The sequence below is a fragment of the Streptomyces sp. CNZ301 genome (genome assembly GCF_004217425.1).
Window position 1 is genome coordinate 5,556,231 of the sequence record NZ_SHLG01000001.1, and the last position, 22,255, is coordinate 5,578,485.

The window sequence follows — 22,255 nt, forward strand, 5'->3', positions numbered from 1 at the left end:
TCATCCGGATCCCGCTTGCCCGACTGCATATGGTCATGCACAGTCGTTCTGTAGTGAATAGACATCGGGAGCCGAGGTGCGGGACTCCGGTGAGCGCGAACAGCGGGAGGACGGGATGAGCAGCGCGAGCGCGCGGCTGCTGAAGCTCTTCGAGGGGCACAGGCTCACGCCGACCCAGCGCCGGATCGCACACTGCATGGTCCGGCAGGCCGGTGACGCACCCTTCCTCTCCAGCGTCGAACTCGCCGAGCTGGCAGGGGTGAGCCAGCCGTCCGTCACCCGCTTCGCCGTGGCTCTCGGCTTCGACGGCTACCCCGCGCTCCGCCGGCACCTGCGCGAATCGGCGCCCGAGACGACGGGGGCGGGAGCGGCGGCAGGCGCCCGGGACGCCGAGCCCGACCCGTACAACGCCTACCAGCAGGCCGTGCACGCCGAGATCGACAACCTGCGTCACCTCGCGGCGCTGCTCGCCGACCCCTCTCCCGTGGAGCGCGCGGGCCGGCTGCTCGCCGCGAGCCCCACGCTGCCGGTGCTCGGCCTGCGTGCCGCCTCGGCCCAGGCGCGCGGCTTCGCCTACTTCGCCTCCAAGGTCCACCCCGACGTGCGGCTGCTGGACGAGGGCGGAAGCATGCTGTCCGACCGCATCGACGGGTGCGTACGGGCCGGGGCGGACGTGCTGCTGTGCTTCGCGCTCCCGCGCCACCCGAAGGAGGTCGCCGAGGCGCTCGATCACGCACGCGGCACGGGACTGCGGATCGTCACCGTTGCCGACAGCGCCTTCGCGCCCGTCGCACACCCCGAGGACCTGCTGCTTCCCGCCGCGGTCGGCACAGGTCTCGTCTTCGACACCGCGTGCGCACCCATGCTGCTCGGGAGGGTGCTGCTGGAGGCGATGTGCGACGGGCTGCCGGACGCCCAGTCCAGGCTGGAGGACTTCGACGCGAGGGCCGCGGAGCGCGGACTGTTCCTGGAATGAACGCCGCCCGTTCCCGAAGCGGGGGAGACGCGGGAGCAGGACGAGGCGGCTGACGGACGCTAGGCCGGTTCCGTGCGGCCCTCCGCGCCGCCCGTTTGTTCGCCCCGCCGCGTCCGGTACGGGTCGCGGCCGAGGAACGCCACGAGCCGGTCGCTCGGATCGGCCTCCGCCGGGACGGTGACCGGCGCGGCGAAGAGCGGATGGCGCGCCTCGGGTCCTGGCACCAACTGACGTGCCGTACGGATCAGTTCGGTCGCCAGCGCCGCCGGAACGGGACGCGGCAGCCCCGTGGCCTGAGCGATGTCCCATCCGTGCACGGCGATCTCGAGCGCTCCCGTACGGGCGAGGGCTGTCGCCGTCAGCGGCAGGTCGTCGATGGCCACGAGCCGCCGGGCCGGGGTTCCCGAGCCGGCCCAGGCGCCCATCAGCCGCGACGCCGCGGCCCGGAAGGCCGCAGCCGGGTCGCGCGGGCGGCGCCTGTCGCTGTCCTCAAGGCCTCCGGCCGCTGCGGGGGGATCCAGGCCGATGTATCCGTCCTCGATCCCCTCGCACAGGGCGGCGAGCGAGTCGTTGGCGTGCCACAGTAGCGCCCGCAGGTCCCAACGGCCGCACGGTGTCGCACGGTTGAGCGCCGGTGCCGTCACCGGCCGTACGGCGCACAGTGCGTATCCGAGCGCCCGCTCCAGCAATGCAGTGCCGGCGTCCGGTGTGCCGTCATCCATCGCCCGACCGCCTGCCCTCTCAGTGTCCGCCCGCCGGCCGGTGGGCCCGGCCGTCCCCTGTACGGACCGGCACGAAGGCGCGAACTCATCGGCGCCGCGCGGCGATTCCGAGAGCCGCCCTGTTCACGGCCCACAGCGCGATGCCGAGCGCGACGAGGACCGCCGCGCGCACGTACACGTCCGCGGCACGGTCGGCGAGCGGGCTGGCCAGTAGGACCGCGGAGGCCGCGCCCAGGACGGGCAGCACCGTCGGCGCCCGGAAGTGGCGGTGCTCCACCCGCTCCTTGCGCAGCACCAGGACAGCGATGTTGACGACCGCGAAGACGCACAGCAGCAGGAACGACGTGGTGTCGCCGAGCCCTTCGATCTCGCCCGTGGAGACGAGAACCACTGCGAGCAGGGTGACGAAGACGATGCCCGTGACCGGAGTGCGCCGGCCGGGCAGCACCCGCCCCATGACGGCGGGAAGGATGCCCTCGTTGGCCATGCCGTAGCACAGACGCGAGGCCATCATGATGTTGATCAGCGCGGAGTTGCTGACGGCGAAGAGGGCGATGACGGCGAAGAGTTCCGGCGGGAAGCTCACTCCGCCCGCCTTCACCACCTCCAGCAGCGGACCGCTGGACTTCTCCAGTACCCGGAAGTCGACCAGCAGCGACGAGATGAGCGCCACCAGCACGTAGATGGTGCCGGTGACGGCGACACCGATGAACAGGGCCCGCGGGAAGGTACGGCCGGGCTCGACGGTCTCCTCCGCCATGTTGACCGAGTCCTCGAAGCCGACGAACGCGAAGAATCCCAGGGCGGTCGCGCCCATCACGCCCGTCAGCACCGCGTACCCGGTGTCGCCCGTCGTGTGGATCTCCCCGAGCCGGCCGGGGTCGCCCATGCCCGCGAGGACGGCGTACACGCCGATCCCGAGGACGATCGTCAGCCCGCTGAGTTCGACCACTGTGAGCACGACGTTGGTCTTCACCGACTCCGAGACGCCGCGCAGGGTGAGCGCCGCCAGCGCGAGGACGAAGAGGATCGCGACGAGCGTGGAGGGGGCTTCCACCAGTTCCGTCAGATAGTCGCCCGCGAACGCGAGGGCCGCGGCGCTCGCCGACGACAGGCCCGAGCACACGACCATGAACGCGACGATGAAGGTCAGGAAGGGCATCTTGAACGCCCGCTGGGTGTACAGCGCCGCACCGGCGGCCCGCGGGTACTTGCCGACGAGTTCCGCGTAGGAGGCCGCCGTCAGCAGCGCCACCGCGAACCCGATCACGAACGGCAGCCACAGGGCCCCGCCGACCTTGCCCGCCACCTTCCCCGTGGTGGCGTAGATCCCCGTGCCGAGGATGTCGCCGATGACGAAGAAGACCAGCAACTTGGGTCCGATGGCCCGGACGAGAGGTGTCCCGTCGGAGGGCGTGCTCTGGGCGGGGACTTCTGCTTCAGGGGCTTCGCGAGACTCCGGCATGAGCTGAAGGTTCCCACGGCCCGTGCTCGCCAAAGCTCCCGTCGGCTGGGCACGTTCATGCGGTCCTCCCGACCGCGCAGTCGCACCGTCCCGGCAGCTCCGTCCTTCCGGACAGCGGAACACATGGTTGAGGAATGGACCACTCCGGAGCAGGGTGAGTCCCCCGACCTGGAGAAGGGACACCCCATGACGTCAGAGCCGACGAAGCCCACCACCACTGGGGGCACCACCCGGACGCAGTCCGGGGGGCGGACCACCGGTGCGCGTACGCTTCCGCCCTTCCGCGCCGACCACGTGGGGAGCCTGCTGCGCCCGGCGGCACTCAAGCGCGCCCGCGAGGACCACGCCGCGGGGCGCATCGACGCGGCCGGGCTGAAGGCGGCCGAGGACGAGGCCGTACGCGACGTCGTCGCACTTCAGCGCGAGGCCGGACTGCGGGGCGCCACGGACGGAGAGTTCCGGCGGCAGTCCTGGCACATGGACTTCATCTACTCGCTCGGCGGGATCAACAAGGTCGAGGACGAGAACCTCCGGGTGCAGTTCCACAACGCGGACGGCGACATCGAGTTCGCACCGCCCTCCGCCCATGTGGACAGCAAGCTGCACCTGGAGTCGACGATCTTCGCCGACGCCTTCGCGTTCCTGCGGGACACCGTCTCCGAGGGCGTGACTCCGAAGCTGACCATCCCTTCGCCGAGCATGGTCCACTACCGGGGCGGACGCGCCTCGATCGACGACACCGTCTACCCGGACATGGAGTCCTTCTGGACGGACCTGACCGACGCCTACGCCGCCCAGGTGCGCGGCGTCCACGAGTTGGGCTGCCGCTACCTCCAGCTCGACGACACCAGCCTCGCGTACCTCAACGACCCGGAGCAGCGCCGTCACGTCGCGGAGATCGGCGGGGACCCCGAGCACCAGCACGAGACATACATCGCCAACATCAACCGGGCCCTCGCGGACCGCCCCGGCGACCTGCGCGTCACGACGCACATGTGCCGGGGCAACTTCGCCTCGTCCTGGGTGGCCACGGGCGGCTACGACTTCGTCGCCGAGGCGCTCTTCGGCGGTCTCGAAGTCGACGGCTTCTTCCTGGAGTTCGACGACGAACGCTCCGGCGGCTTCGAGCCGCTGCGCTTCGTGCCGAAGGGCAAGCAGGTCGTGCTCGGCCTCGTCACCAGCAAGCGGCCGGAACTGGAGAGCAAGGACATGCTGAAGCGCCGCATCGAGGAGGCGTCCCGCTACGTCGACATCGATCAGCTCAGCCTGTCCCCGCAGTGCGGCTTCTCCTCGACGCTGGAGGGCAACAACCTCACGATCGACGACCAGAAGGCCAAGCTCGCCCTGATCGTGGAGACCGCCGAGGAGGTCTGGGGCGGAGCGTGAGCCTGAAGGGCGGTGATCCTCCGGCGAGTTGCCGGGTCGGCCGGGGCGCGCGGGCGCCCGGCCGACCCGGTCGCACGGGCGGCCGGGGCTCTCACCGGCACCCCCGCGGTTCACCCGGCACCGGCCAACAGGGGCCGCCGCCCGCCCCGTTCAGCATTCGGCCCGTGCCCTCGCGTGCTGCTCCGCCGGCTTCCCCCTGGTCACGATCCTGAGGGTGCCGGCGGTGAGGAGCCTGGCCTGGACGGAGCCGCAGGCGCAGCGCGTCCAGACGAGGACTCCCTCACCTGTGGGGTGCTGCGAGAGATCCCGGACGGGCTGGTCGTCGGGCCATCCGCAGTACGGGCAGTGGGACACGCGTGAACCTCCTCGCTCGCCTTGGCCACCGATGGAGACCGGAGGCCCTTCACCAACCAGGCTGCCGCGACGGATCATGCAGGTCCAGGTTCGATTTCTTCACTGAACCGTGTAGAACGGTTACATGATTGATCTGCGTCGTCTCACAGTGCTCCGCGCGATCGAGCAGTACGGCACGGTGACGGCCGCCGCCGGGGCGGTGCATCTGACGCCCTCCGCCGTCTCGCAGCAAGTACGCCAGCTCGGACGGGAGTTGGGCGTACCGCTGCTCGAACCCCAGGGACGGCGGGTGAGGTTGACGGAGGCGGCACACGCCCTTCTGCGCCACGCCGACTCCATCGAGGAGCTGTGGCAGCGCACCGAGGCCGAGCTGCACGCCACCGCGCTCGGCGAGCCGAGCGGAGTCCTGCGGGTGGCCGGTTTCCCCACGGCGGTCTCGGCGCTGCTCGCGCCCCTGGCCGTGCGGATGCAGCAGGAGTGGCCCGGGGTGACGGTCGGGGTCAGGGAGGCCGAACCCCTCGACTGCTTCGACCTGTTGTTCTCCGGCGAGACCGACCTGGCGGTCGTCGAGGCGATGCCGGACAACCCTTCGCTCAACGACAGGCGCTTCGACCAGCGGCCCCTGCTGGAGGACCCGCTCGACCTGCTCACGGCCACCGGTCACGAGCTGGCTGGGGAGCCGGGAACCGCCCTGGAGGACCTCTCCGCCGAGTCCTGGATCCTGGACATGCCCGGAAGTGGCTGCTCGGTACGCCAGTTGGTCCTCGCGGCCTGCCGCAGCGCGGGCTTCGCGCCGTCGGTCACGCACGAGGCGCGCGACTACAGCGCCGTGGCGACGCTCGTCGCGCACGGACTGGGCGTCTCCCTCGTGCCGCACCTGGCGCTGCTGCCTCCCCATCTGGACGTCGTACGCACCCCGTTGACGGGCCGCTACGTGCCCGCCAGGCGCTTTCTGAGCGTCGTCCGGCGCGGCAGCGACGGCCACCCCTCCATCGCCGCGGCCCTGGAGCTCCTGGGCGAACTCTCCGCGAAGCGGGGCCGGACGGATTGAGCACCGCCCGAACGCCCCTGCGGTGCAAAGGTGTTCGGGGGCAGCCGTGCCCGGACGGGCTCCCGCGCCCGGGCTCACCCGTCCCGCAGCGCGTCCCTCTGCGCCCCGCCGGACTCCGTGACGATCTCGGCGAGCGACTGCGGCTCGCGCACGGTCAGGAACCGCACCTCGCCCCCGGTGCCCTCGCCACCGGCCGCGCCGGGGGTCTCCGTCACCGTGAAGCCGTAAACGCCCGGCCTCGGCAGCGAGTTGTAGCCGAACGGATTGGAGAAGTAATAAGCACCGGTGTCCAGGAGCGCCGCGTAGTCGCCCTCCTCCAGGCGTGGCAGCGGCCGCTCCCGGGCCACCAGGTCACCCGCGAAGCAGCACGGGCCGGCGATGTCCTGCGTGACGGTCCCGCCGTCGGCGCCCTCGTCGCCGGCGGCGCCCTTCGGTTCGCCCGCCGCGTCGTATGCGGCGACCCGCAGCGGCCACGCGTCCGGCGTGAAGACCGTGCGCACCGCGATCTGTGCGCCCGCATGGGTGACGGCGATGGGCCTCCCGCCGGCCGACTTCGCGTACTCCACGCGCGTCAGAACCGTCCCCGCCTTCGCCAGCAGGGAGCGGCCGAACTCGGTGACGATGCCGTACCGCCCGTCGAAGAGCCCCGGCACCGTCGCCGCGAGTAGCCGGGCGTACTCCTCGAACGTCGGTGTGATCTCGTCGCTGCCGAAGTTGACGGGCAGACCGCCTCCCAGGTCGAGGGTGTCGACCTGGTGCCTGCCGACGGCGGCGTTGATCTCCTCGGCGAGTTCGTACGTGGCCCGCGCACCCTCCGCCATCAGCTCCAGCGGCATCCCCTGCGACCCGACGTGGGAGTGCAGCCGGGTCAGCCACGGACGCTCCCGGTATGCCCGTACGACCCATTCGCGGGCCCCCGGGTCCTCCAGTGCGACGCCGAACTTCGAGGTGGCCGTGGCGGTGCTCATCGCGCCGATGGAGCCCCCGCCGAGCTGCGGGTTGACGCGCAGGCCCACCGCCGAGGGCGAAGGAACGTCCGGGTCGATCAGCTCGTCGAGGCGGGCGAGCTCCCCCGGATTGTCCGCGTTGAGGGCGATGCCGAGGGTGAGGGCCTCACGCAGCTCGCTGACGGTCTTCGCGGGGGAGTCCAGGACCGTCCGCCCCGCCGGTACGCCCGCCGCCCGCGACAGGGCCAGTTCGCCGGGGCTGGCGACCTCGCAGCCGATGCCCTCGTCGGCGAGGAGTCGCAGGACGGGCACGAGCGAGGCCGCCTTCACGGCGAAGGTGTGCAGAACCTCCTGGCCGGGCGCGGAGACGTTCTCGAAGGCCGTCCGCAGCGCGTGCGCCGCCTCGCGTATCGCCCGGACGTCGAGAAGGGCGGCGACGGGGTGCCGGTCCTCCGTGACGAGGCCCTGCTCGACGGCGGCGCGTACGGCGAGGTCGCGGCGGGCGGCGACCTCCGTCCCGTCGGCGACCGCCACTCCGCCGGGGGTGGGCGCGCGGCCCGCCGGTGGTGAGGAGGCCCGGGAGCCGGGGGAGGACGGGGAGTCCGAGGGGGCCGATCCGGCCGCCGGGGCCGTGGTGGCAGGGCTGCTGCTGGAGTCGTGCATACGACAAGCCAAGCACGTCCGCAGCGCACAGGGGTACGGCCGCCCGCGATGTTGACTAGGTCTATTCACTCCGTACAGTGTGTGAATAAATGATGTCGGGGGAGTCGGGACAGCAGACGGCAGGGAGGCACGGGAGATGTCAGGACCGCGACCCGTACGGGCGCCGCGCGGCAGCGAACTGAGTGCCAGGGGATGGCCGCAGGAGGCCGCCCTGCGCATGCTCCAGAACAACCTCGACCCCGAGGTGGCCGAGCACCCCGACAAGCTCGTCGTCTACGGCGGCACCGGCAAGGCGGCCCGCGACTGGGACTCCTTCGACGCCATGGTCCGCACCCTGCGCACCCTCGGCGACGACGAGACGATGCTCGTGCAGTCCGGCCGCCCCGTCGGCGTGATGCGCACCCACGAATGGGCGCCGCGCGTGCTGCTCGCCAACTCCAACCTCGTCGGTGACTGGGCCAATTGGGAGGAGTTCCGGCGGCTGGACGCCCTCGGCCTCACCATGTACGGGCAGATGACGGCCGGTTCGTGGATCTACATCGGCACGCAGGGGATCCTCCAGGGCACGTACGAGACGTTCGCGGCCGTCGCCGCCAAGAGGTTCGGCGGCACCCTCGCCGGCACGATCACTCTGACCGCCGGCCTCGGTGGGATGGGCGGCGCCCAGCCGCTCGCCGTGACGATGAACGACGGCGTCGTGATCTGCGTCGAGTGCGACGCCTCCCGCATCGAGCGCCGCATCGGCCACGGCTATCTGGACGTACGGGCCCATTCCCTCGACCACGCACTGGAGTTGGCGACGAAGGCCCGCGACGAGCGCCGCCCGCTGTCCATCGGTGTCCTCGGCAACGCCGCCGAAGCGGTGCCCCGACTGCTGCGCCGCGGCGCCCCGATCGACATCGTCACCGACCAGACCAGCGCGCACGACCCGCTCTCGTACCTCCCCGCCGGCGTCGACGTCGACGACATGGCCCAGTACGCGGCGGACAAGCCCGCCGACTTCACGCAGCGCGCACGCGAGTCGATGGCCCGGCACGTGGAGGCGATGGTCGGCTTCATGGACGCGGGAGCCGAGGTCTTCGACTACGGCAACTCCATCCGGGGCGAGGCGCAACTCCACGGCTACGGGCGGGCGTTCGACTTCCCGGGCTTCGTACCGGCCTACATCCGCCCGCTGTTCTGCGAGGGCAGGGGCCCCTTCCGCTGGGCGGCGCTGTCGGGCGACCCGAAGGACATCGCGGCGACGGACCGCGCGCTGCTCGAGCTCTTCCCCGAGAACGAATCGCTCGCCCGCTGGATCAGGCTCGCCGGTGAGCGCGTGCGCTACCAGGGCCTGCCGGCCCGCATCTGCTGGCTCGGGTACGGCGAACGGGACCGTGCCGGGGAGCGATTCAACGACATGGTCGCGAGCGGTGAACTCTCGGCTCCGCTGGTGCTCGGCCGCGACCACCTGGACTGCGGCTCGGTGGCCTCCCCGTACCGGGAGACCGAGGCGATGCGCGACGGCTCGGACGCGATCGCCGACTGGCCCCTGCTGAACGCCATGGTCAACGCCTCCTCCGGAGCGACCTGGGTCTCGATCCACCACGGCGGGGGCGTCGGCATGGGCCGCTCCCTGCACGCCGGGCAGGTCACGGTCGCCGACGGGACGCCGACGGCCGGCGAGAAGCTGCGCCGTGTCCTGACGAACGACCCGGGCATGGGCGTGGTGCGTCACGTCGACGCCGGGTACGAGCGCGCGGAGGAGATCGCCGCCGAGCGGGGCGTACGGGTGCCCATGCGGGAGGGCCGGGAAGGAGGGGCGGGCGCGTGAACGCACGGGACGCAGGCGACGCGCGGGACGCGGAGGGCGCTGCGGGCCCGCCGGGTGGTCCGGCCGCTTCGGGTGCCGAAGGGAGCCCGGCACGGGGGCCGGTCGCCGGCAGGCCGGTGCCGGACGTCGGGAACCGCCGCAGCCCCGCGCCGGACCCGCCCACGTTCCATGAGATGTGGCGCGAACTGGCCGCCATCGGCAGGCACAACGCGGGCGGCGGATACCGCCGTTACGCGTGGACGGGAGCGGACACGGACTGCCGCGCCTGGTTCCGCGCACAGGCCGAGTCCCGCGGCCTGGCCTACGAGTCGGACCGCAACGGCAACCAGTGGGCCTGGCACGGCGTGAGAAGCGCGGAGGACATCGCTCCCCGGAACGCCGTCGTCACCGGCTCCCACCTCGACTCGGTCCCCGACGGTGGCGCCTTCGACGGGCCGCTCGGCGTCGTCTCCGCGTTCGCCGCGCTCGACGAACTCCGGGCGAAGGGCGTCCACTTCAGGATGCCCCTGGGAATCGTCAACTTCACCGACGAGGAGGGTGCGCGGTTCGGCCTTGCCTGCGTCGGCTCCCGGCTCAGCTCCGGAGGGCTGACCCGGGCGCAGGCGCAGGAGCTGCGCGACGCCGAGGGCGTCTCCCTGCCGCAGGCCATGGAGCGGGCCGGACACGACCCGGACGGCATCGGCCCCGACCCCGACCGCCTCTCCCGCATCGGCGCGTTCGTCGAACTCCACATCGAGCAGGGGCGCGCGCTCGCGGACCCCGGAGTCCTCGCGGCCGCGGGCCCGCGAGGCAGGGCCGGCGCCGCGGACCGGATCGCCCGTCACGCGGTGGGCGTCGCATCGGCGATCTGGCCGCACGGCCGCTGGCGGTTCGACTTCCGCGGCGAGGCCAATCACGCCGGCACCACCCGGCTCGAGGACCGCCGCGACCCGATGCTCACGTACGCCGGAACGGTGCTCGCCGCCCGGGAGGAGGCGGAGCGCGCCGGTGCGCTGGCCACCTTCGGCAAGGTCGCCGTCGAGCCGAACGGCGTCAACGCCATCCCCTCCGTCGTGCGGGGCTGGCTCGACTCCCGGGCCGCGGACGAGGAGACCCTCGCCGCCGTCGTCGCCGGCATCGAAGGCCGGGCGACCCTGCGCGGGCGGGCCGACGGCGTGGAAGTGAGCGTCACACGTGAATCCCGCACGAGGACCGTGGAGTTCGCCCACGACCTGCGCGACCGGATCGCGCGGAGGCTGGGCGGGGCGCCGCTGCTGCCCACCGGAGCGGGACACGACGCGGGCATCCTGTCCGCCTCCGTCCCGACCGCGATGCTCTACGTTCGCAATCCCACCGGTGTCTCGCACTCGCCCGCCGAATCCGCCGATGAGGACGACTGCGTGGCAGGAGTACGAGCGCTCGCCGACGTGCTGGAAGGGCTGGCCTGCTGATGACACCGACCCCGACCTCTTCCTCGTCTCCGTCGCGCCCGTCCTCCCAGTCGCCCCCGTCCCCCGAGTCGCCCTCGCACTCCCGCGAAGGCCCGGGTGCGGCCTCCCCCGGACCGGAGCACGTCTACTGGTGCACCCACGCGTGGCTCAACGGCATGCTGGAGCTCGACGTCGTGATCGAGACCGGGCGGGACGGCCGGATCACCGCCGTACGCACCGGAGCCGGCGAACCGCCCCCCGGCGCCGTGGAGTTGCGCGGCCTCACCCTGCCGGGCCTGGCCAACGCCCATTCGCACGCCTTCCACCGCGCGCTGCGCGGCACCGTGCAGGTCGGATCGGGCACCTTCTGGACGTGGCGCGACGTGATGTACCAGGTCGCCGGCCGGCTCACTCCGGACTCGGCCTACGCCCTCGGCCGCGCCGTCTACGCGGAGATGGCGCTGGCCGGCATCACATGCGTCGGCGAGTTCCACTACCTTCACCACGCGCCCGGCGGCGAGCCCTACGACGACCCCAACGCCATGGGCCACGCCCTCATCTCGGCGGCACGGGACGCCGGCATCCGCATCACACTCCTCGACACGGCCTACCTGGCCTCCGGCTTCGGACGCCGGGGCCACGGCGAGCCTCCCGGCCGGCAGCAGCTGCGCTTCTCCGACGGTACCGCCGAGGCGTGGGCCGAGCGGGCGGCGCAACTGCGTGTCCCCGAGGGCGGGCACGCGCGGACCGGAGCGGCCATCCACTCCGTACGGGCCGTCCCCGCAAGGGAGTTGGGCCCGATCGTGGAGTGGGCGGAGGAGCGCTCGGCGCCCCTGCACGTCCACCTCTCGGAGCAGACGGCCGAGAACGACGCCTGCCAGGAGGCACACGGCTGCACGCCCACGCGGCTGCTCGCCGACCACGGGGTGCTCGGACGCCGTACCACGGCCGTCCACGCCACCCATCTCACCGACGACGACATCAAGCTCCTCGGCGACGCCTCCGTCGGGGTGTGCATGTGCCCGACCACCGAACGGGACCTCGCCGACGGCATCGGCCCCGCGCCCCGGCTGGAAGGCGCCGGCGCCACGCTGTCCCTGGGCAGCGACAGCCACGCCGTCATCGACCTGCTGGAGGAGGCGCGTGCGCTGGAACTCGACGAGCGTCTGCGCACCCGCACCCGCGGACACTGGACGGCCGCACACCTTCTGCGCGCCGCCACGGAGGACGGTCACGCCGCGCTGGGCTGGCCCGAGTCGGGCCGCCTGGAGGCGGGAATGCTCGCCGACTTCACGACGGTGTCGCTGGACTCGGTCCGGACGGCCGGGCCTCCCGTCCGCATGGCGGTGGAGACGGCGGTCTTCTCCGCGTCGGCCGCCGATGTCCGTCACACGGTCGTGGGCGGCGACCACGTGGTGCGGGACGGCCGGCACGCGTACGTCCCGGACGTCCCGGCGGCCCTGACCGAGACGATCGGCGGTCTCCACTGACCGAGGCGCCGCCGTCCGGCCGTCCAGCCGGGCCCCGTCCCACGGGCGGCGGGCCTGAAGCACCGGACGCACCGCAAGCACCAGGAACGACCCGCGGGAGCACGGCCCGGCGACCGGGGCCGGCCGATCCGGCCGGAGCCGCCCGGGCCCTGGCGGGGAAGCGTCGAGGCAACCGTCGAAGAGTCGAAGAAGGGCCGAGGAAGCCACACATGACCAGCACCGTCGTCACGAACATCCGCACCCTGGTGACCAACGACCCCGCCTGCGGCGAGGGCGGAACCCTCGGCCTCGTCCACGACGCGGCTGTCGTCCTCGACGGCGACCGCGTGGCATGGGTGGGTCCCGCGGCGGAGGCGCCCGCCGCCGATTCCGCGTACGACGCCGAGGGCCGGGCAGCCCTCCCCGGTTTCGTCGACTCCCACTCGCACCTGCTCTTCGGCGGCGACCGCACGGCCGAGTTCAACGCCCGCATGTCGGGGCGGCCTTACACCGCCGGCGGCATCCGCACGACGGTCGCGGCGACACGCGCGGCGACCGACGACGAACTCGCGCGCAACCTGGCCCGCTTCCTCGCGGAGGCCCGCCGTCAGGGCACCACCACGATGGAGACCAAGTCCGGCTACGGGCTCACTCCCGAGCAGGAGTCGCGCGCCCTGCGGGTGGCCGCCGCGCACACCGACGAAGTCACGTACATGGGCGCCCACATCGTCGCCCCCGAGTACGCCGACGACCCCGCCGCCTACGTGGATCTCGTCACCGGTCCCATGCTCGACGCCTGCGCGCCGTACGCCCGTTGGGTCGACGTCTTCTGTGAGAAGGGTGCCTTCGACGGCGACCAGGCGCGGGCCGTCCTCGCGGCGGGGCAGGCCAAGGGACTCGTCCCCCGCATCCACGCCAACCAGCTCTCGCACGGCCCCGGAGTCCAGCTCGCCGTCGAGCTCGGTGCCGCCTCCGCCGACCACTGCACGCACCTGACCGACGCCGACGTGGACGCGCTCGCCCAGGCCGGCGGCACGGTCGCCACGCTCCTCCCCGGGTGCGAGTTCTCGACGAGGGCGGTCTACCCGGACGCCCGCCGCCTGCTGGACGCGGGAGCCACCGTCGCCCTCTCCACGGACTGCAACCCGGGCTCGTCGTTCACCTCGTCCATGCCGTTCTGCGTGGCCGTCGCCGTACGGGAGATGGGGATGACGCCGGACGAGGCCGTCTGGTCCGCCACGGCGGGCGGCGCACGCGCGCTGCGCCGCGACGACATCGGCCGGATCAGCCCCGGTGCACGCGGCGACCTCGTCCTGCTGGACGCCCCCTCGCACGTCCACCTCGCCTACCGCCCCGGCGTTCCCCTCGCCTCCCGGGTCTGGCACCACGGGCGGCCGGTCCTGCCCTGACCGCGACGTCGCGGCAACCCCGCGCCGCACGACGAAGCGGGCCGCCCCGGTGTCTCCACCGGGGCGGCCCGCCCGCGTCTTCCGGGTGGCCCGCGCGCGGGGCGCGGACGTCACTCGTCGACCATCAAGCCCTTGCGCAGTCTGTTCAGCGTGCGCGACAGCAGACGGGAGACGTGCATCTGGGAGATGCCGAGTTCGTCGCCGATCTCGCTCTGGGTCATGTTGGCGACGAAACGCAGCGAGAGGATCGTGCGGTCGCGCGAGGGGAGTTCGGCGATCAGCGGCTTGAGCGACTCGACGTACTCGATGCCCTCGAGCCCGTTGTCCTCGTAGCCGATGCGGTCGGCCAGGGCGCCCTCGGTGTCGTCCTCCTCCGGCTGCGCGTCCAGGGAGCTGGCGGTGTAGGCGTTGCTCGCCGCCATGCCCTCGACGACCTCCTCGACGGAGATGTCGAGCCGCTCGGCGAGCTCCTCCATCGTCGGGGCGCGATCGAGGTTCTGGGCGAGCTCGTCGCCGGCCTTGGCCAGGTCCAGGCGCAGCTCCTGCAGGCGGCGCGGCACGCGCACGGACCAGGAGGTGTCACGGAAGAAGCGCTTGATCTCGCCGACGATGGTCGGCATGGCGAATGTCGGGAACTCGACACCGCGCTCCATGTCGAACCGGTCGATCGCCTTGATCAGGCCGATCGTGCCGACCTGGACGATGTCCTCCATCGGCTCGCTGCGCGAGCGGAAGCGGGAGGCGGCGAACTTGACCAGGGCCAGGTTGAGTTCGACGAGCGTGTTGCGCACGTACGAGAACTCGTGCGTGCCCTCGTCCAGCTTCTCGAGGCGCTTGAAGAGGGTCTTCGACATGGCCCGGGCGTCGACAGGGCCCACCTCGTCGTACGGTGGGATCTCCGGGAGCTGGAGCTGGTCGAAGATCTCCTCGACCGCTTCCGGGCTCGTGGGTTCCGGCATCTGGACGGGGGCGAACTGCTCTCCGCCGAGTTGTGCCGGGAGGTCCGGGGCGGTGGCGGTGTCCGGTATCCCTGGATCGAGCCTGGGCGACATGGCGATGTCCTCCATCATTCTCGGCATATGGCAGCCGATGCCGTGACGTGCACTACGAAGGTGCGGCGCCTCCAAAGCCGACGTGTTTCTGTATTCCTATACGGTTACCCGCTCACGTACGTGTATGGCAAGTGCCGGATGTCCGAATTTGCCCCAATGTGTGGGTTGTTCGGCTACCGGTACTGCCGGTGAGGGCGTAAGGTTCGAGTCTGTTGACGGGGGCAGAAGATACGGCGCTTTGGCGATCAAGAGGGGTGTGCATGGACCGCGGGATGCCCGGAGCTACGAGCCGGGGTCGGCTGACCGTCGACGTACGGCAGCAGGCGGGCAGTGCCGTCGTGACCCCCGAGGGGGAGCTCGATCACCACACCGCGGACCTGTTCAGCGAGGCGCTGGAGCAGGCGATCGCGGGCGGTGGCAGCCGCCTGGTGGTGGACTGCGCCGGACTGGCGTTCTGCGATTCCACCGGACTGAACGTCCTTCTCGGAGCCCGGCTGAAGGCCGAGGCCGCCGGAGGGGGCGTCCACCTGGCGGCAATGCAGCCGGTCGTCGCCCGGGTCTTCGAGATCACGGGCGCGGGTGCTGTCTTCACCATCCACGACGACCTCGACTCGGCACTGGCCAATGTCGCCGAGGCGTGATGCACGTTCCGGCAGCTGTGTACAGCCCGCGACGCGGAAGTTACATGGGTCACATCACTCGGTCCGCCTCAGTGGGTGTTCCCACGGCTTCGTAGGGCAGGAGACCTCCTGAGCCAGTCAGACACTCGTGATGTTGCTCGCCTGCCCGTGGCGCGGCGATGAGAGGCACTATCGGTGATCGGTGAGGTGAACCACTGATGAGCACCACCCGGCCGTCTCCGGCGGGCGACTGCGGACCGGAGCCCGAGGGCCCCGCGACGGCAGCCGCGTCCGGGGCCGGGAGCACCGGGGCCGGAGCCGTCAGCGGACTCTCCGCGGCCTCGTCAGGGGTATCGGGGACGTCCGGGCCGACGAGGGTTTCGGGTGCGGCAGGTCCCGTCGGCGCAGCCGGGGAGCCGGAGCAGACCGGCGCCCAGGGCAGGACGGCGAGGGCCGCCCAGCTTGGCGAGTCCGTGCAGGGAGATGCGGGGAAGGGTCGTCCGATGCGCCAGGTGCGCAGGCTGCGCCTGGTCGGCGTCAGCGGTGCCGTTCCCCGTGCCCGTGACTTCGTCCGCCAGGCGCTTCAGGACTGGGGCTGGCTTCCCGCCGCCACCGGTGACCAGCGGGCCGCCGCCGAGGACGTGCTGCTCGTCGTATCCGAACTGGTGACGAACGCGTGCCTGCACGCGGACGGGCCCGAGGAACTGCGCGTCGGCAGCGGCGCGGAGGTGCTGCGGCTGGAGATCGTCGACCAGGGAAGCGGGGCGCCGGCACCGCGCACACCGCACCGGGCCGGCCGTCCGGGCGGGCACGGCATGTTCATCGTCCAGCGGCTCTGCCTGGACTGGGGCGTGGTCCGCAACCCTGAGGGCATGGGCAAGACCGTCTGGGCGGAGCTGGCCGCTCCGAACTGAAGCTGCCCGCGCGGCCGGTGCTCCGCCGCGCGAACCGGCGCGTCACAGGACTTCCGCGTACGTGCCGTCTCGGTCGTTCCGGGTACGTACCGCCTCCTTCGCCGGCCCGGCGTGACCGGCCGGCCGGGGTCCCGGCGAGCGGTGACCGGAACCGGCCGGACTCAGCCGTCCAGGGCGCCGATCGTCGCGACCGACGGCCCGCGGCGCCCACGCAGTTCGCGGGAGACCGCCTCCGCGTCGCCCAGCACGCGCACCGCGTTCCGCCACGTCAGCTTCGCCAGGTCCTCCTGGGACCAGCCACGCCGCAGGAGTTCGGCGACGAGGTTCGGGTAGCAGGAGACGTCCTCGAGCTGTGCCGGGAGCAGCGTCGTGCCGTCGTAGTCGCCGCCGATGCCGAGGTGGTCGATGCCGGCCACCTCGCGCATGTGGTCCAGATGGTCCGCGACGGTGGAGGCGTCCGCGAATGGACGCGGATGCTCCTGCTCGAAGGCGCGGCGCACGCGCGCCGCCTCCTCGCCGTTCTCCAGAGGGTGCAGACCGTGGGCCTGCATGTGCTCCTCGGCGGCCCGTGCCCAGTCGACGGCCTCCGGCAGGACGAACTTCGTCACGAACGTCGCCATCGCCACACCGCCGTTGCCCGGCAGCGACGCGAGCACGTCGTCGGGGATGTTGCGCGGATGGCCGCACACCGCGCGTGCCGAGGAGTGCGAGAAGATCACGGGCGCCTCGCTCACCCGCAGCGCGTCCCGCATCGTCGAGGCGGCGACGTGCGAGAGGTCGACGAGCATCCCCAGGCGGTTCATCTCGCGCACGACTTCCTCGCCGAAGCGCGTCAGGCCGTCGTGGCGGGGCTCGTCCGTCGCCGAATCCGCCCAGTCGATGGTGTCGTTGTGCGTGAGCGTCATGTATCGCACGCCCAGTTCGTACAGCGCGCGCAGCGTGGCGAGGGAGTTGGCGATGGAGTGGCCGCCCTCGGCGCCCATCAGCGAGGCGATGCGGCCCTCGGCACGGGCCGCCTCCATGTCCTCCGCGGTACTGGCGAGCCGCAGGTCCTCCGGGTGGCGGGCCGCCAACTGCCGTACCACGTCGATCTGTTCGAGGCAGGCGCTGACCGCCTTGTCACCGGCGAAGTCGGACCGTACGTACACCGACCAGAACTGGGCCCCGACGCCTCCCGCACGCAGCCGCGGGATGTCGGTGTGCAGCCGGGAGGACTGGTCCCGCGCGATGTCGCACTTGTCGAGGTCGTACGACACGTGCTCGCGCAGCGCCCACGGCAGGTCGTTGTGCCCGTCGACGACGGGGTGTTCGGCGAGCAGTTCGCGTGCACGTGCCAGCAGGGCCGGGTCCGCCGTGTCCGCCGTCGTCGCCATCAGTTGCCTCCGAAGCCGAAGCCGGTCCTGCTCGCGGCGACCTTGCCGCGCAGCCGGCGGCCCTTCTCCGTGGCTTCCTCGTTCAGCTCGTCCTGGAACCGCCGCATCCTCTCCTGCAGTTCGGGGTCGTGCGCCGCGAGGATGCGCACGGCCAGCAGACCGGCGTTGCGCGCGCCGCCCACCGAGACCGTCGCCACGGGCACACCCGCCGGCATCTGCACGATGGAGAGCAGCGAGTCCATGCCGTCGAGGTACTTCAGCGGCACCGGCACGCCGATCACCGGCAGCGGCGTCACCGAGGCGAGCATGCCGGGGAGATGGGCCGCGCCGCCCGCGCCCGCGATGATCGCGCGGAGCCCGCGCGCGGCGGCCTCCTCGCCGTACGTCACCATCTCGCGCGGCATGCGATGCGCGGAGACGACGTCGGCCTCGTAGGGCACCTCGAACTCGTCGAGCGCCCTGGCGGCCTCCTCCATCACGGGCCAGTCGGAGTCGGAGCCCATGACGAGGCCGACGAGCGGGGTTCCATTCGTCATTCGTTGATCGTTCCTCGCAGGTATCCGGCGGCGTGTGCGGCGCGTTCGCGCACGTCGTCCAAGTCGTCGCCGTAGGTGTTGACGTGGCCGACCTTGCGGCCGGGCTTCACGTCCTTGCCGTACATGTGGATCTTCAATTGCGGGTCGCGGGCCATGCAGTGGCGGTACGCCGGGTACATGTCCGGGTAGTCGCCGCCGAGCACGTTCGCCATCACGGTCCAGCGTGCGCGGGGGCGCGGGTCGCCGAGGGGCAGGTCGAGCACGGCGCGCAAGTGGTTGGCGAACTGCGAGGTGACCGCGCCGTCCTGGGTCCAGTGACCCGAGTTGTGCGGGCGCATCGCCAGTTCGTTCACGAGCACACGCCCGTCGCGCGTCTCGAACAGCTCGACCGCCAGGTGCCCGACGACATCCAGCTCCTGCGCGATCCTCAGCGCCAGTTCCTGCGCCGTGACCGCCTCGTCGGCGGGAAGACCGGGCGCGGGCGCGATCACCGTGTCGCAGACGCCGCCGACCTGGATGGACTCGACGACCGGGTACGCCACGGCCTGCCCGTGCGGCGAGCGCACCACGCAGGCCGCCAGCTCGCGCGCGAAGTCGACCTTCTCCTCGGCCAGTACGGGCACTCCGGCCCTGAAGGGGACGGCGGCCTCGCCGGTCGTGCGCACGACCCAGACGCCCTTGCCGTCGTAGCCGCCGCGCACCGTCTTCAGCACGACGGGGACGGGGAAGCCGGCGCCCTCGGTCGTACCGGCCCCGTCGGGCCCGGCCGCGCCGTCGGCCAGGGCGATCTCGGCGGCGAAGGCGGCGACGTCGGCCGGGTCCTGCACGATGCGGTGCCGCGGGCAGGGCACGCCGAGCGCGTCCAGGCGTGCCCGCATGACGCCCTTGTCCTGGGCGTGCTCCAGCGCGCCGGGGCCGGGCCGCACGGGGATGCCGTCCGCCTCCAGCGCACGCAGATGGTCCGTCGGCACGTGCTCGTGGTCGAAGGTGATCACGTCGCAGCCGCGCGCGAAGTCGCGCAGCGTGCCGAGGTCGCGGTGGTCGCCGACCACGACGTCGCGCACGGCTTGCGCGGCGGAGTCCTGCGGGGTGTCCGCGAGGAGCCTGAATCTGATGCCGAGGGGGATGCCCGCCTCATGGGTCATGCGGGCGAGCTGGCCGCCACCGACCATGCCGACTACGGGGAACGTCACAGCTTCAGCGTATCCGCACCGCATCCGCGGTCGAAGCGGCGGTGGTGGCCGCCGCCGCGAGTGCTCGCACGAGCCGCGGTCCGTGCCGCCGGAGAGGCGGCCGGACGACGCGCCGCCCGCCGCCCCCGGCGGCACGGACCGCGCTCGACCGCGCTGCGGGAGCAGATGGCCGCTGGTTAGCATGTGGCGCGGGGGACGGACGACGTCGACCGAAACGGGGCAACGGCACTATGGGTGACTGGAGCGCGGCGCGCGCACTGAGACGACTGCGCACCAGGCTGGAACGCCTCGCCCGTGAAGCCGCAAAGTTCGGCACTGTGGGGGCCGTCGGTTTCCTGGTCAACGTGGCCGTCTTCAACCTGTGCATCCACACGTTGCAGTTGGCGCCCATCCGTTCCGGTGTGATCTCCCAGGTCGTCGCGATCGGCACCAACTACCTGGGCAACCGCTACTGGACGTACCGGCACACCGACAAGCGCCGCATCCGGCGCGAGACCGTCCTTTTCTTCTTCTTCAGCGGGATCGCGCTCGTCATCGAGAACGCCGTGCTCGCCGTGTCCCACTACGGGCTGGGATACACCTCGCCGCTCGCGGACAACATCGCGAAGAACGTCATCGGCCTCGGCATCGGGACCGTCTTCCGCTTCTGGACGTACCGCACATGGGTGTTCCGCCAGAGTTCAGGCCGCATTCTCGCCGGTTCCCTACCCCCCGACGGTCTCGCGGCTGAGGAAGAGCGCGAAAACCGGCGGGTGATGCTGAAGTAGCTCCAGCCGTCCGCCGTCCGCCTCCGCCAGGTCACGGGCGACGGCGAGACCGAGACCGGTGGAGTTGTGGCCGCTGACGGTCCGTTCGAAGACGCGCGAGCCCAGCTCGGAGTCCACGCCGGGACCTTCGTCCGTCACCTCGACCACGACCTGGTTGCCGGTGACGCGGGTGCGCAGCGCGACCCGGCCCGCCCCGTGCATCAGGGAGTTCTCGATCAGCGTCGCCAGCACTCCCGCGACCGCGCCGGGCGTGCCCACCACTCGCAGTCCGGGTTTCCCGGAACGCACGATCGCGCGGCCGGCGCTCCGGTATGCGGGCTTCCACTCCTCCACCTGCTGCTTGAGAACCTCGTCGAGGTCGAAGCCGACCGCCGAAGCCGAGCGCGGGTCACGGGAGTTGGTGAGCAGCCGCTGCACGACGTCCGTGAGCCGCTCGACCTGGGCCAGCGCGATCGTCGCCTCCTCCTTGACGAGGGCCCGGTCGTCGGGGTCGTCGGTGTCGGCGGTGGCGATGATCTCTTCCAGCCGCATCGACAGCGCGGTGAGGGGCGTACGCAGCTGATGTGAGGCGTCCGCGGCGAGGCGGCGCTCGGCGGTCAGCATCCGGCCGATGCGGTCCGCGCTTCCGTCCAGCACGTCGGCGACGCGGTCGAGTTCGGGCACACCGTAGCGCCGGTGCCGGGGCCGGGGGTCGCCGGAGCCGAGCCGTTCGGCGGTCTCGGCCAGATCGGTGAGCGGTGCCACGACGCGGTGAGCCTGCCGTACGGCGAGGATGGCGGCCGCCGCGACCGCGAGCAGCGCGACCGCGAGGATGATCAACAGCGTGCGTCCCAGCTCGTCCTGCACCGTGCCGTAGCTCTGCTGCACCGTGATGCGCTCTCCGTGCGCGCCCTTCTGCGAGGCCTCGATGACCCTGCCCTCGGGACGCTTCCCCAGCGTGATGGCCTTCTTGCCGGGCACTTCGATGCGCACGTGACGGTTGTGCGGCACGGCGTTGTTCATGGTCGCCGGGGAGACCCTCTCCCCGGCGACTATGCGGCTCTCGACGACGGACACCAGTTGCACCGCCTCCGACTTCACGCTGTCGCGGGCGCTGTTCTCGATGGAGCGGGATTCGACGAGGATCAGCGAGATGCCGAAGACGGCGACGACGACGAGCACGACGGCGAGTGTGGAGAGGATCAGCCTGCGCCGCACGTGACGCCCTCCGTCATGGGGCCGCCGCGGGAGCGCCGGTCACGGTCACCGGGGAGGAGCGGTGCGGAGGACGGCGGGGCCGGCACGCGTGTCTCTCAGCTCTTCTCGAACCGGAACCCGACGCCCCGCACAGTGGCGATGTAGCGCGGGTTGGCGGCGTCGTCGCCGAGCTTCTTGCGGAGCCAGGAGATGTGCATGTCGAGGGTCTTGGTGGACGACCACCAAGTGGTGTCCCAGACCTCGCGCATGAGCTGGTCACGGGTGACGACCCGCCCGGCGTCCCGCACCAGCACCCGCAGCAGGTCGAACTCCTTGGCCGTCAGCTGGAGTTCCTCGTCGCCCATCCACACGCGGTGCGAGTCGACGTCGATGCGCACCCCGTGGGTGGCGGGCGGAACGGCGGGCTCCGCGGCGGCGCCCCGGCGCAGCAGGGCGCGTACGCGTGCGAGCAGCTCGGCGAGGCGGAAGGGCTTGGTGACGTAGTCGTCGGCACCCGCGTCCAGGCCGACAACGGTGTCGACCTCGTCCGCGCGAGCGGTGAGGACGAGCACGGGGAAGGTGTGCCCCTGGTTGCGCAGCCGGCGGCAGACCTCCAGTCCGTCCATGCCGGGCAGTCCGAGGTCGAGCACGACCAGGTCGATGCCGTCCTTGAGGCCTGCGTCGAGGGCCCCGGGGCCGTCCTCGCGCACCTCGACCTCGTATCCCTCACGGCGCAGCGCGCGGGCCAGCGGCTCCGAGATGGCGGCGTCGTCCTCGGCGAGCAGTACACGGGTCATGGGCTGATGGTAGTCCTCGTCGCCGAGCGTAAGGCCGGTCCCTGCCAACCAGTGCGGATCGTCGGAGATATCAACTCGTTACCTTCGAATTGACTGGGAATTTACTCCTTGCGCCTGTGATCCTGCTCCCAATCCCTTCCGTTACCGGTACCCCCGTGACGTA

The 22,255-nt window shown here is 71.9% G+C and carries 20 protein-coding genes; 10 read left to right on the forward strand and 10 right to left on the reverse strand.

Features of this window, described 5'->3' with window-relative positions; translation table 11 throughout:
• The first annotated feature begins 115 nt into the window (after positions 1-115).
• A complete protein-coding gene (locus EV375_RS23905) occupies positions 116-976 on the forward strand; it encodes a MurR/RpiR family transcriptional regulator (RefSeq protein ID WP_130301446.1) in 861 nt (286 codons plus the stop codon).
• 59 nt (positions 977-1,035) lie between these two features.
• On the opposite strand, the gene EV375_RS23910 is transcribed toward EV375_RS23905, so the two are convergent.
• Both EV375_RS23910 and EV375_RS23915 read right to left on the reverse strand, forming a co-directional pair.
• Positions 1,036-1,698 (reverse strand): TIGR03086 family metal-binding protein, encoded by a 663-nt coding sequence (locus EV375_RS23910; protein ID WP_130301447.1) that lies wholly within the window; start codon positions 1,696-1,698, stop codon positions 1,036-1,038.
• An 85-nt stretch (positions 1,699-1,783) separates the two neighbouring features.
• On the reverse strand, positions 1,784-3,163 hold the full coding sequence (locus tag EV375_RS23915; RefSeq protein ID WP_130301448.1) for an APC family permease: 1,380 nt from the start codon (positions 3,161-3,163) through the stop codon (positions 1,784-1,786).
• Between the two features lie 123 nt (positions 3,164-3,286).
• On the opposite strand from EV375_RS23915, the gene EV375_RS23920 reads away from it, so the two are divergent.
• A complete protein-coding gene (locus tag EV375_RS23920) occupies positions 3,287-4,549 on the forward strand; it encodes a uroporphyrinogen decarboxylase/cobalamine-independent methonine synthase family protein (protein WP_486588677.1) in 1,263 nt (420 codons plus the stop codon).
• A 150-nt stretch (positions 4,550-4,699) separates the two neighbouring features.
• Here EV375_RS23920 and EV375_RS23925 read toward each other — a convergent pair whose 3' ends face one another.
• Complete coding sequence (locus EV375_RS23925) at positions 4,700-4,903, reverse strand: hypothetical protein (protein WP_028437030.1); 204 nt, start codon at positions 4,901-4,903, stop codon at positions 4,700-4,702.
• A 124-nt stretch (positions 4,904-5,027) separates the two neighbouring features.
• On the opposite strand from EV375_RS23925, the gene EV375_RS23930 reads away from it, so the two are divergent.
• Positions 5,028-5,954, forward strand: a complete 927-nt coding sequence (locus EV375_RS23930; protein ID WP_130301449.1) for a LysR family transcriptional regulator — start codon at positions 5,028-5,030, stop codon at positions 5,952-5,954.
• Positions 5,955-6,028: 74 nt separating this feature from the next.
• Here the strand turns inward: EV375_RS23930 and EV375_RS23935 are convergent, their stop codons facing one another.
• A complete protein-coding gene (locus tag EV375_RS23935) occupies positions 6,029-7,564 on the reverse strand; it encodes a type III PLP-dependent enzyme domain-containing protein (protein ID WP_130301450.1) in 1,536 nt (511 codons plus the stop codon).
• A gap of 136 nt (positions 7,565-7,700) precedes the next feature.
• Here EV375_RS23935 and hutU point away from each other — a divergent pair, with 136 nt between their 5' ends.
• The 4 genes from hutU (at position 7,701) to hutI (ending at position 13,664) form a co-directional block, all read left to right on the forward strand.
• Positions 7,701-9,377, forward strand: a complete 1,677-nt coding sequence (gene hutU / locus EV375_RS23940; RefSeq protein WP_130301451.1) for a urocanate hydratase — start codon at positions 7,701-7,703, stop codon at positions 9,375-9,377.
• Positions 9,378-9,550: 173 nt separating this feature from the next.
• Positions 9,551-10,807 carry an allantoate amidohydrolase gene (locus tag EV375_RS23945; RefSeq protein WP_130302087.1) on the forward strand — a complete coding sequence of 419 codons (1,257 nt, stop codon included), beginning with the start codon at positions 9,551-9,553 and terminating at the stop codon, positions 10,805-10,807.
• Positions 10,807-12,276, forward strand: coding sequence for a formimidoylglutamate deiminase (locus tag EV375_RS23950; protein WP_130301452.1), 1,470 nt, complete (start codon positions 10,807-10,809; stop codon positions 12,274-12,276). Before EV375_RS23945 ends, EV375_RS23950 begins: the two co-directional genes overlap by 1 nt.
• Positions 12,277-12,485: 209 nt before the next feature.
• Positions 12,486-13,664 (forward strand): imidazolonepropionase, encoded by a 1,179-nt coding sequence (gene hutI, locus EV375_RS23955; protein WP_130301453.1) that lies wholly within the window; start codon positions 12,486-12,488, stop codon positions 13,662-13,664.
• A 110-nt stretch (positions 13,665-13,774) separates the two neighbouring features.
• Here the strand turns inward: hutI and EV375_RS23960 are convergent, their stop codons facing one another.
• Positions 13,775-14,731 (reverse strand): RNA polymerase sigma factor SigF, encoded by a 957-nt coding sequence (locus EV375_RS23960; RefSeq protein WP_130302088.1) that lies wholly within the window; start codon positions 14,729-14,731, stop codon positions 13,775-13,777.
• A gap of 245 nt (positions 14,732-14,976) precedes the next feature.
• On the opposite strand from EV375_RS23960, the gene EV375_RS23965 reads away from it, so the two are divergent.
• Positions 14,977-15,357, forward strand: a complete 381-nt coding sequence (locus tag EV375_RS23965; RefSeq protein ID WP_130301454.1) for an STAS domain-containing protein — start codon at positions 14,977-14,979, stop codon at positions 15,355-15,357.
• 197 nt (positions 15,358-15,554) lie between these two features.
• On the forward strand, positions 15,555-16,250 hold the full coding sequence (locus tag EV375_RS23970) for an ATP-binding protein (RefSeq protein ID WP_130301455.1): 696 nt from the start codon (positions 15,555-15,557) through the stop codon (positions 16,248-16,250).
• Between the two features lie 161 nt (positions 16,251-16,411).
• On the opposite strand, the gene EV375_RS23975 is transcribed toward EV375_RS23970, so the two are convergent.
• Genes EV375_RS23975 through EV375_RS23985 form a run of 3 tightly spaced genes read right to left on the reverse strand, consistent with a single transcriptional unit; the run spans position 16,412 to position 19,352 of the window.
• Positions 16,412-17,623: a dipeptidase gene (locus EV375_RS23975; RefSeq protein ID WP_130301456.1), complete on the reverse strand. Its 1,212-nt coding sequence runs from the start codon at positions 17,621-17,623 to the stop codon at positions 16,412-16,414.
• Positions 17,623-18,159, reverse strand: coding sequence for a 5-(carboxyamino)imidazole ribonucleotide mutase (gene purE / locus EV375_RS23980; protein WP_130301457.1), 537 nt, complete (start codon positions 18,157-18,159; stop codon positions 17,623-17,625). Before purE ends, EV375_RS23975 begins: the two co-directional genes overlap by 1 nt.
• On the reverse strand, positions 18,156-19,352 hold the full coding sequence (locus EV375_RS23985; RefSeq protein WP_165434815.1) for a 5-(carboxyamino)imidazole ribonucleotide synthase: 1,197 nt from the start codon (positions 19,350-19,352) through the stop codon (positions 18,156-18,158). Before EV375_RS23985 ends, purE begins: the two co-directional genes overlap by 4 nt.
• A 230-nt stretch (positions 19,353-19,582) precedes the next feature.
• Between EV375_RS23985 and EV375_RS23990 the strand changes: the two genes are divergently transcribed.
• Entirely contained in the window at positions 19,583-20,119 is a 537-nt protein-coding gene (locus EV375_RS23990; protein ID WP_130301458.1) for a GtrA family protein, read from the forward strand.
• On the opposite strand, the gene EV375_RS23995 is transcribed toward EV375_RS23990, so the two are convergent.
• Together EV375_RS23995 and EV375_RS24000 are read right to left on the reverse strand one after the other, a co-directional pair.
• Positions 20,057-21,316, reverse strand: coding sequence for an ATP-binding protein (locus EV375_RS23995; RefSeq protein WP_130301459.1), 1,260 nt, complete (start codon positions 21,314-21,316; stop codon positions 20,057-20,059). The genes EV375_RS23990 and EV375_RS23995 overlap by 63 nt on opposite strands.
• 95 nt (positions 21,317-21,411) lie before the next feature.
• Positions 21,412-22,092, reverse strand: coding sequence for a response regulator transcription factor (locus EV375_RS24000; RefSeq protein WP_130301460.1), 681 nt, complete (start codon positions 22,090-22,092; stop codon positions 21,412-21,414).
• Between the last annotated feature and the right edge of the window lie 163 nt (positions 22,093-22,255).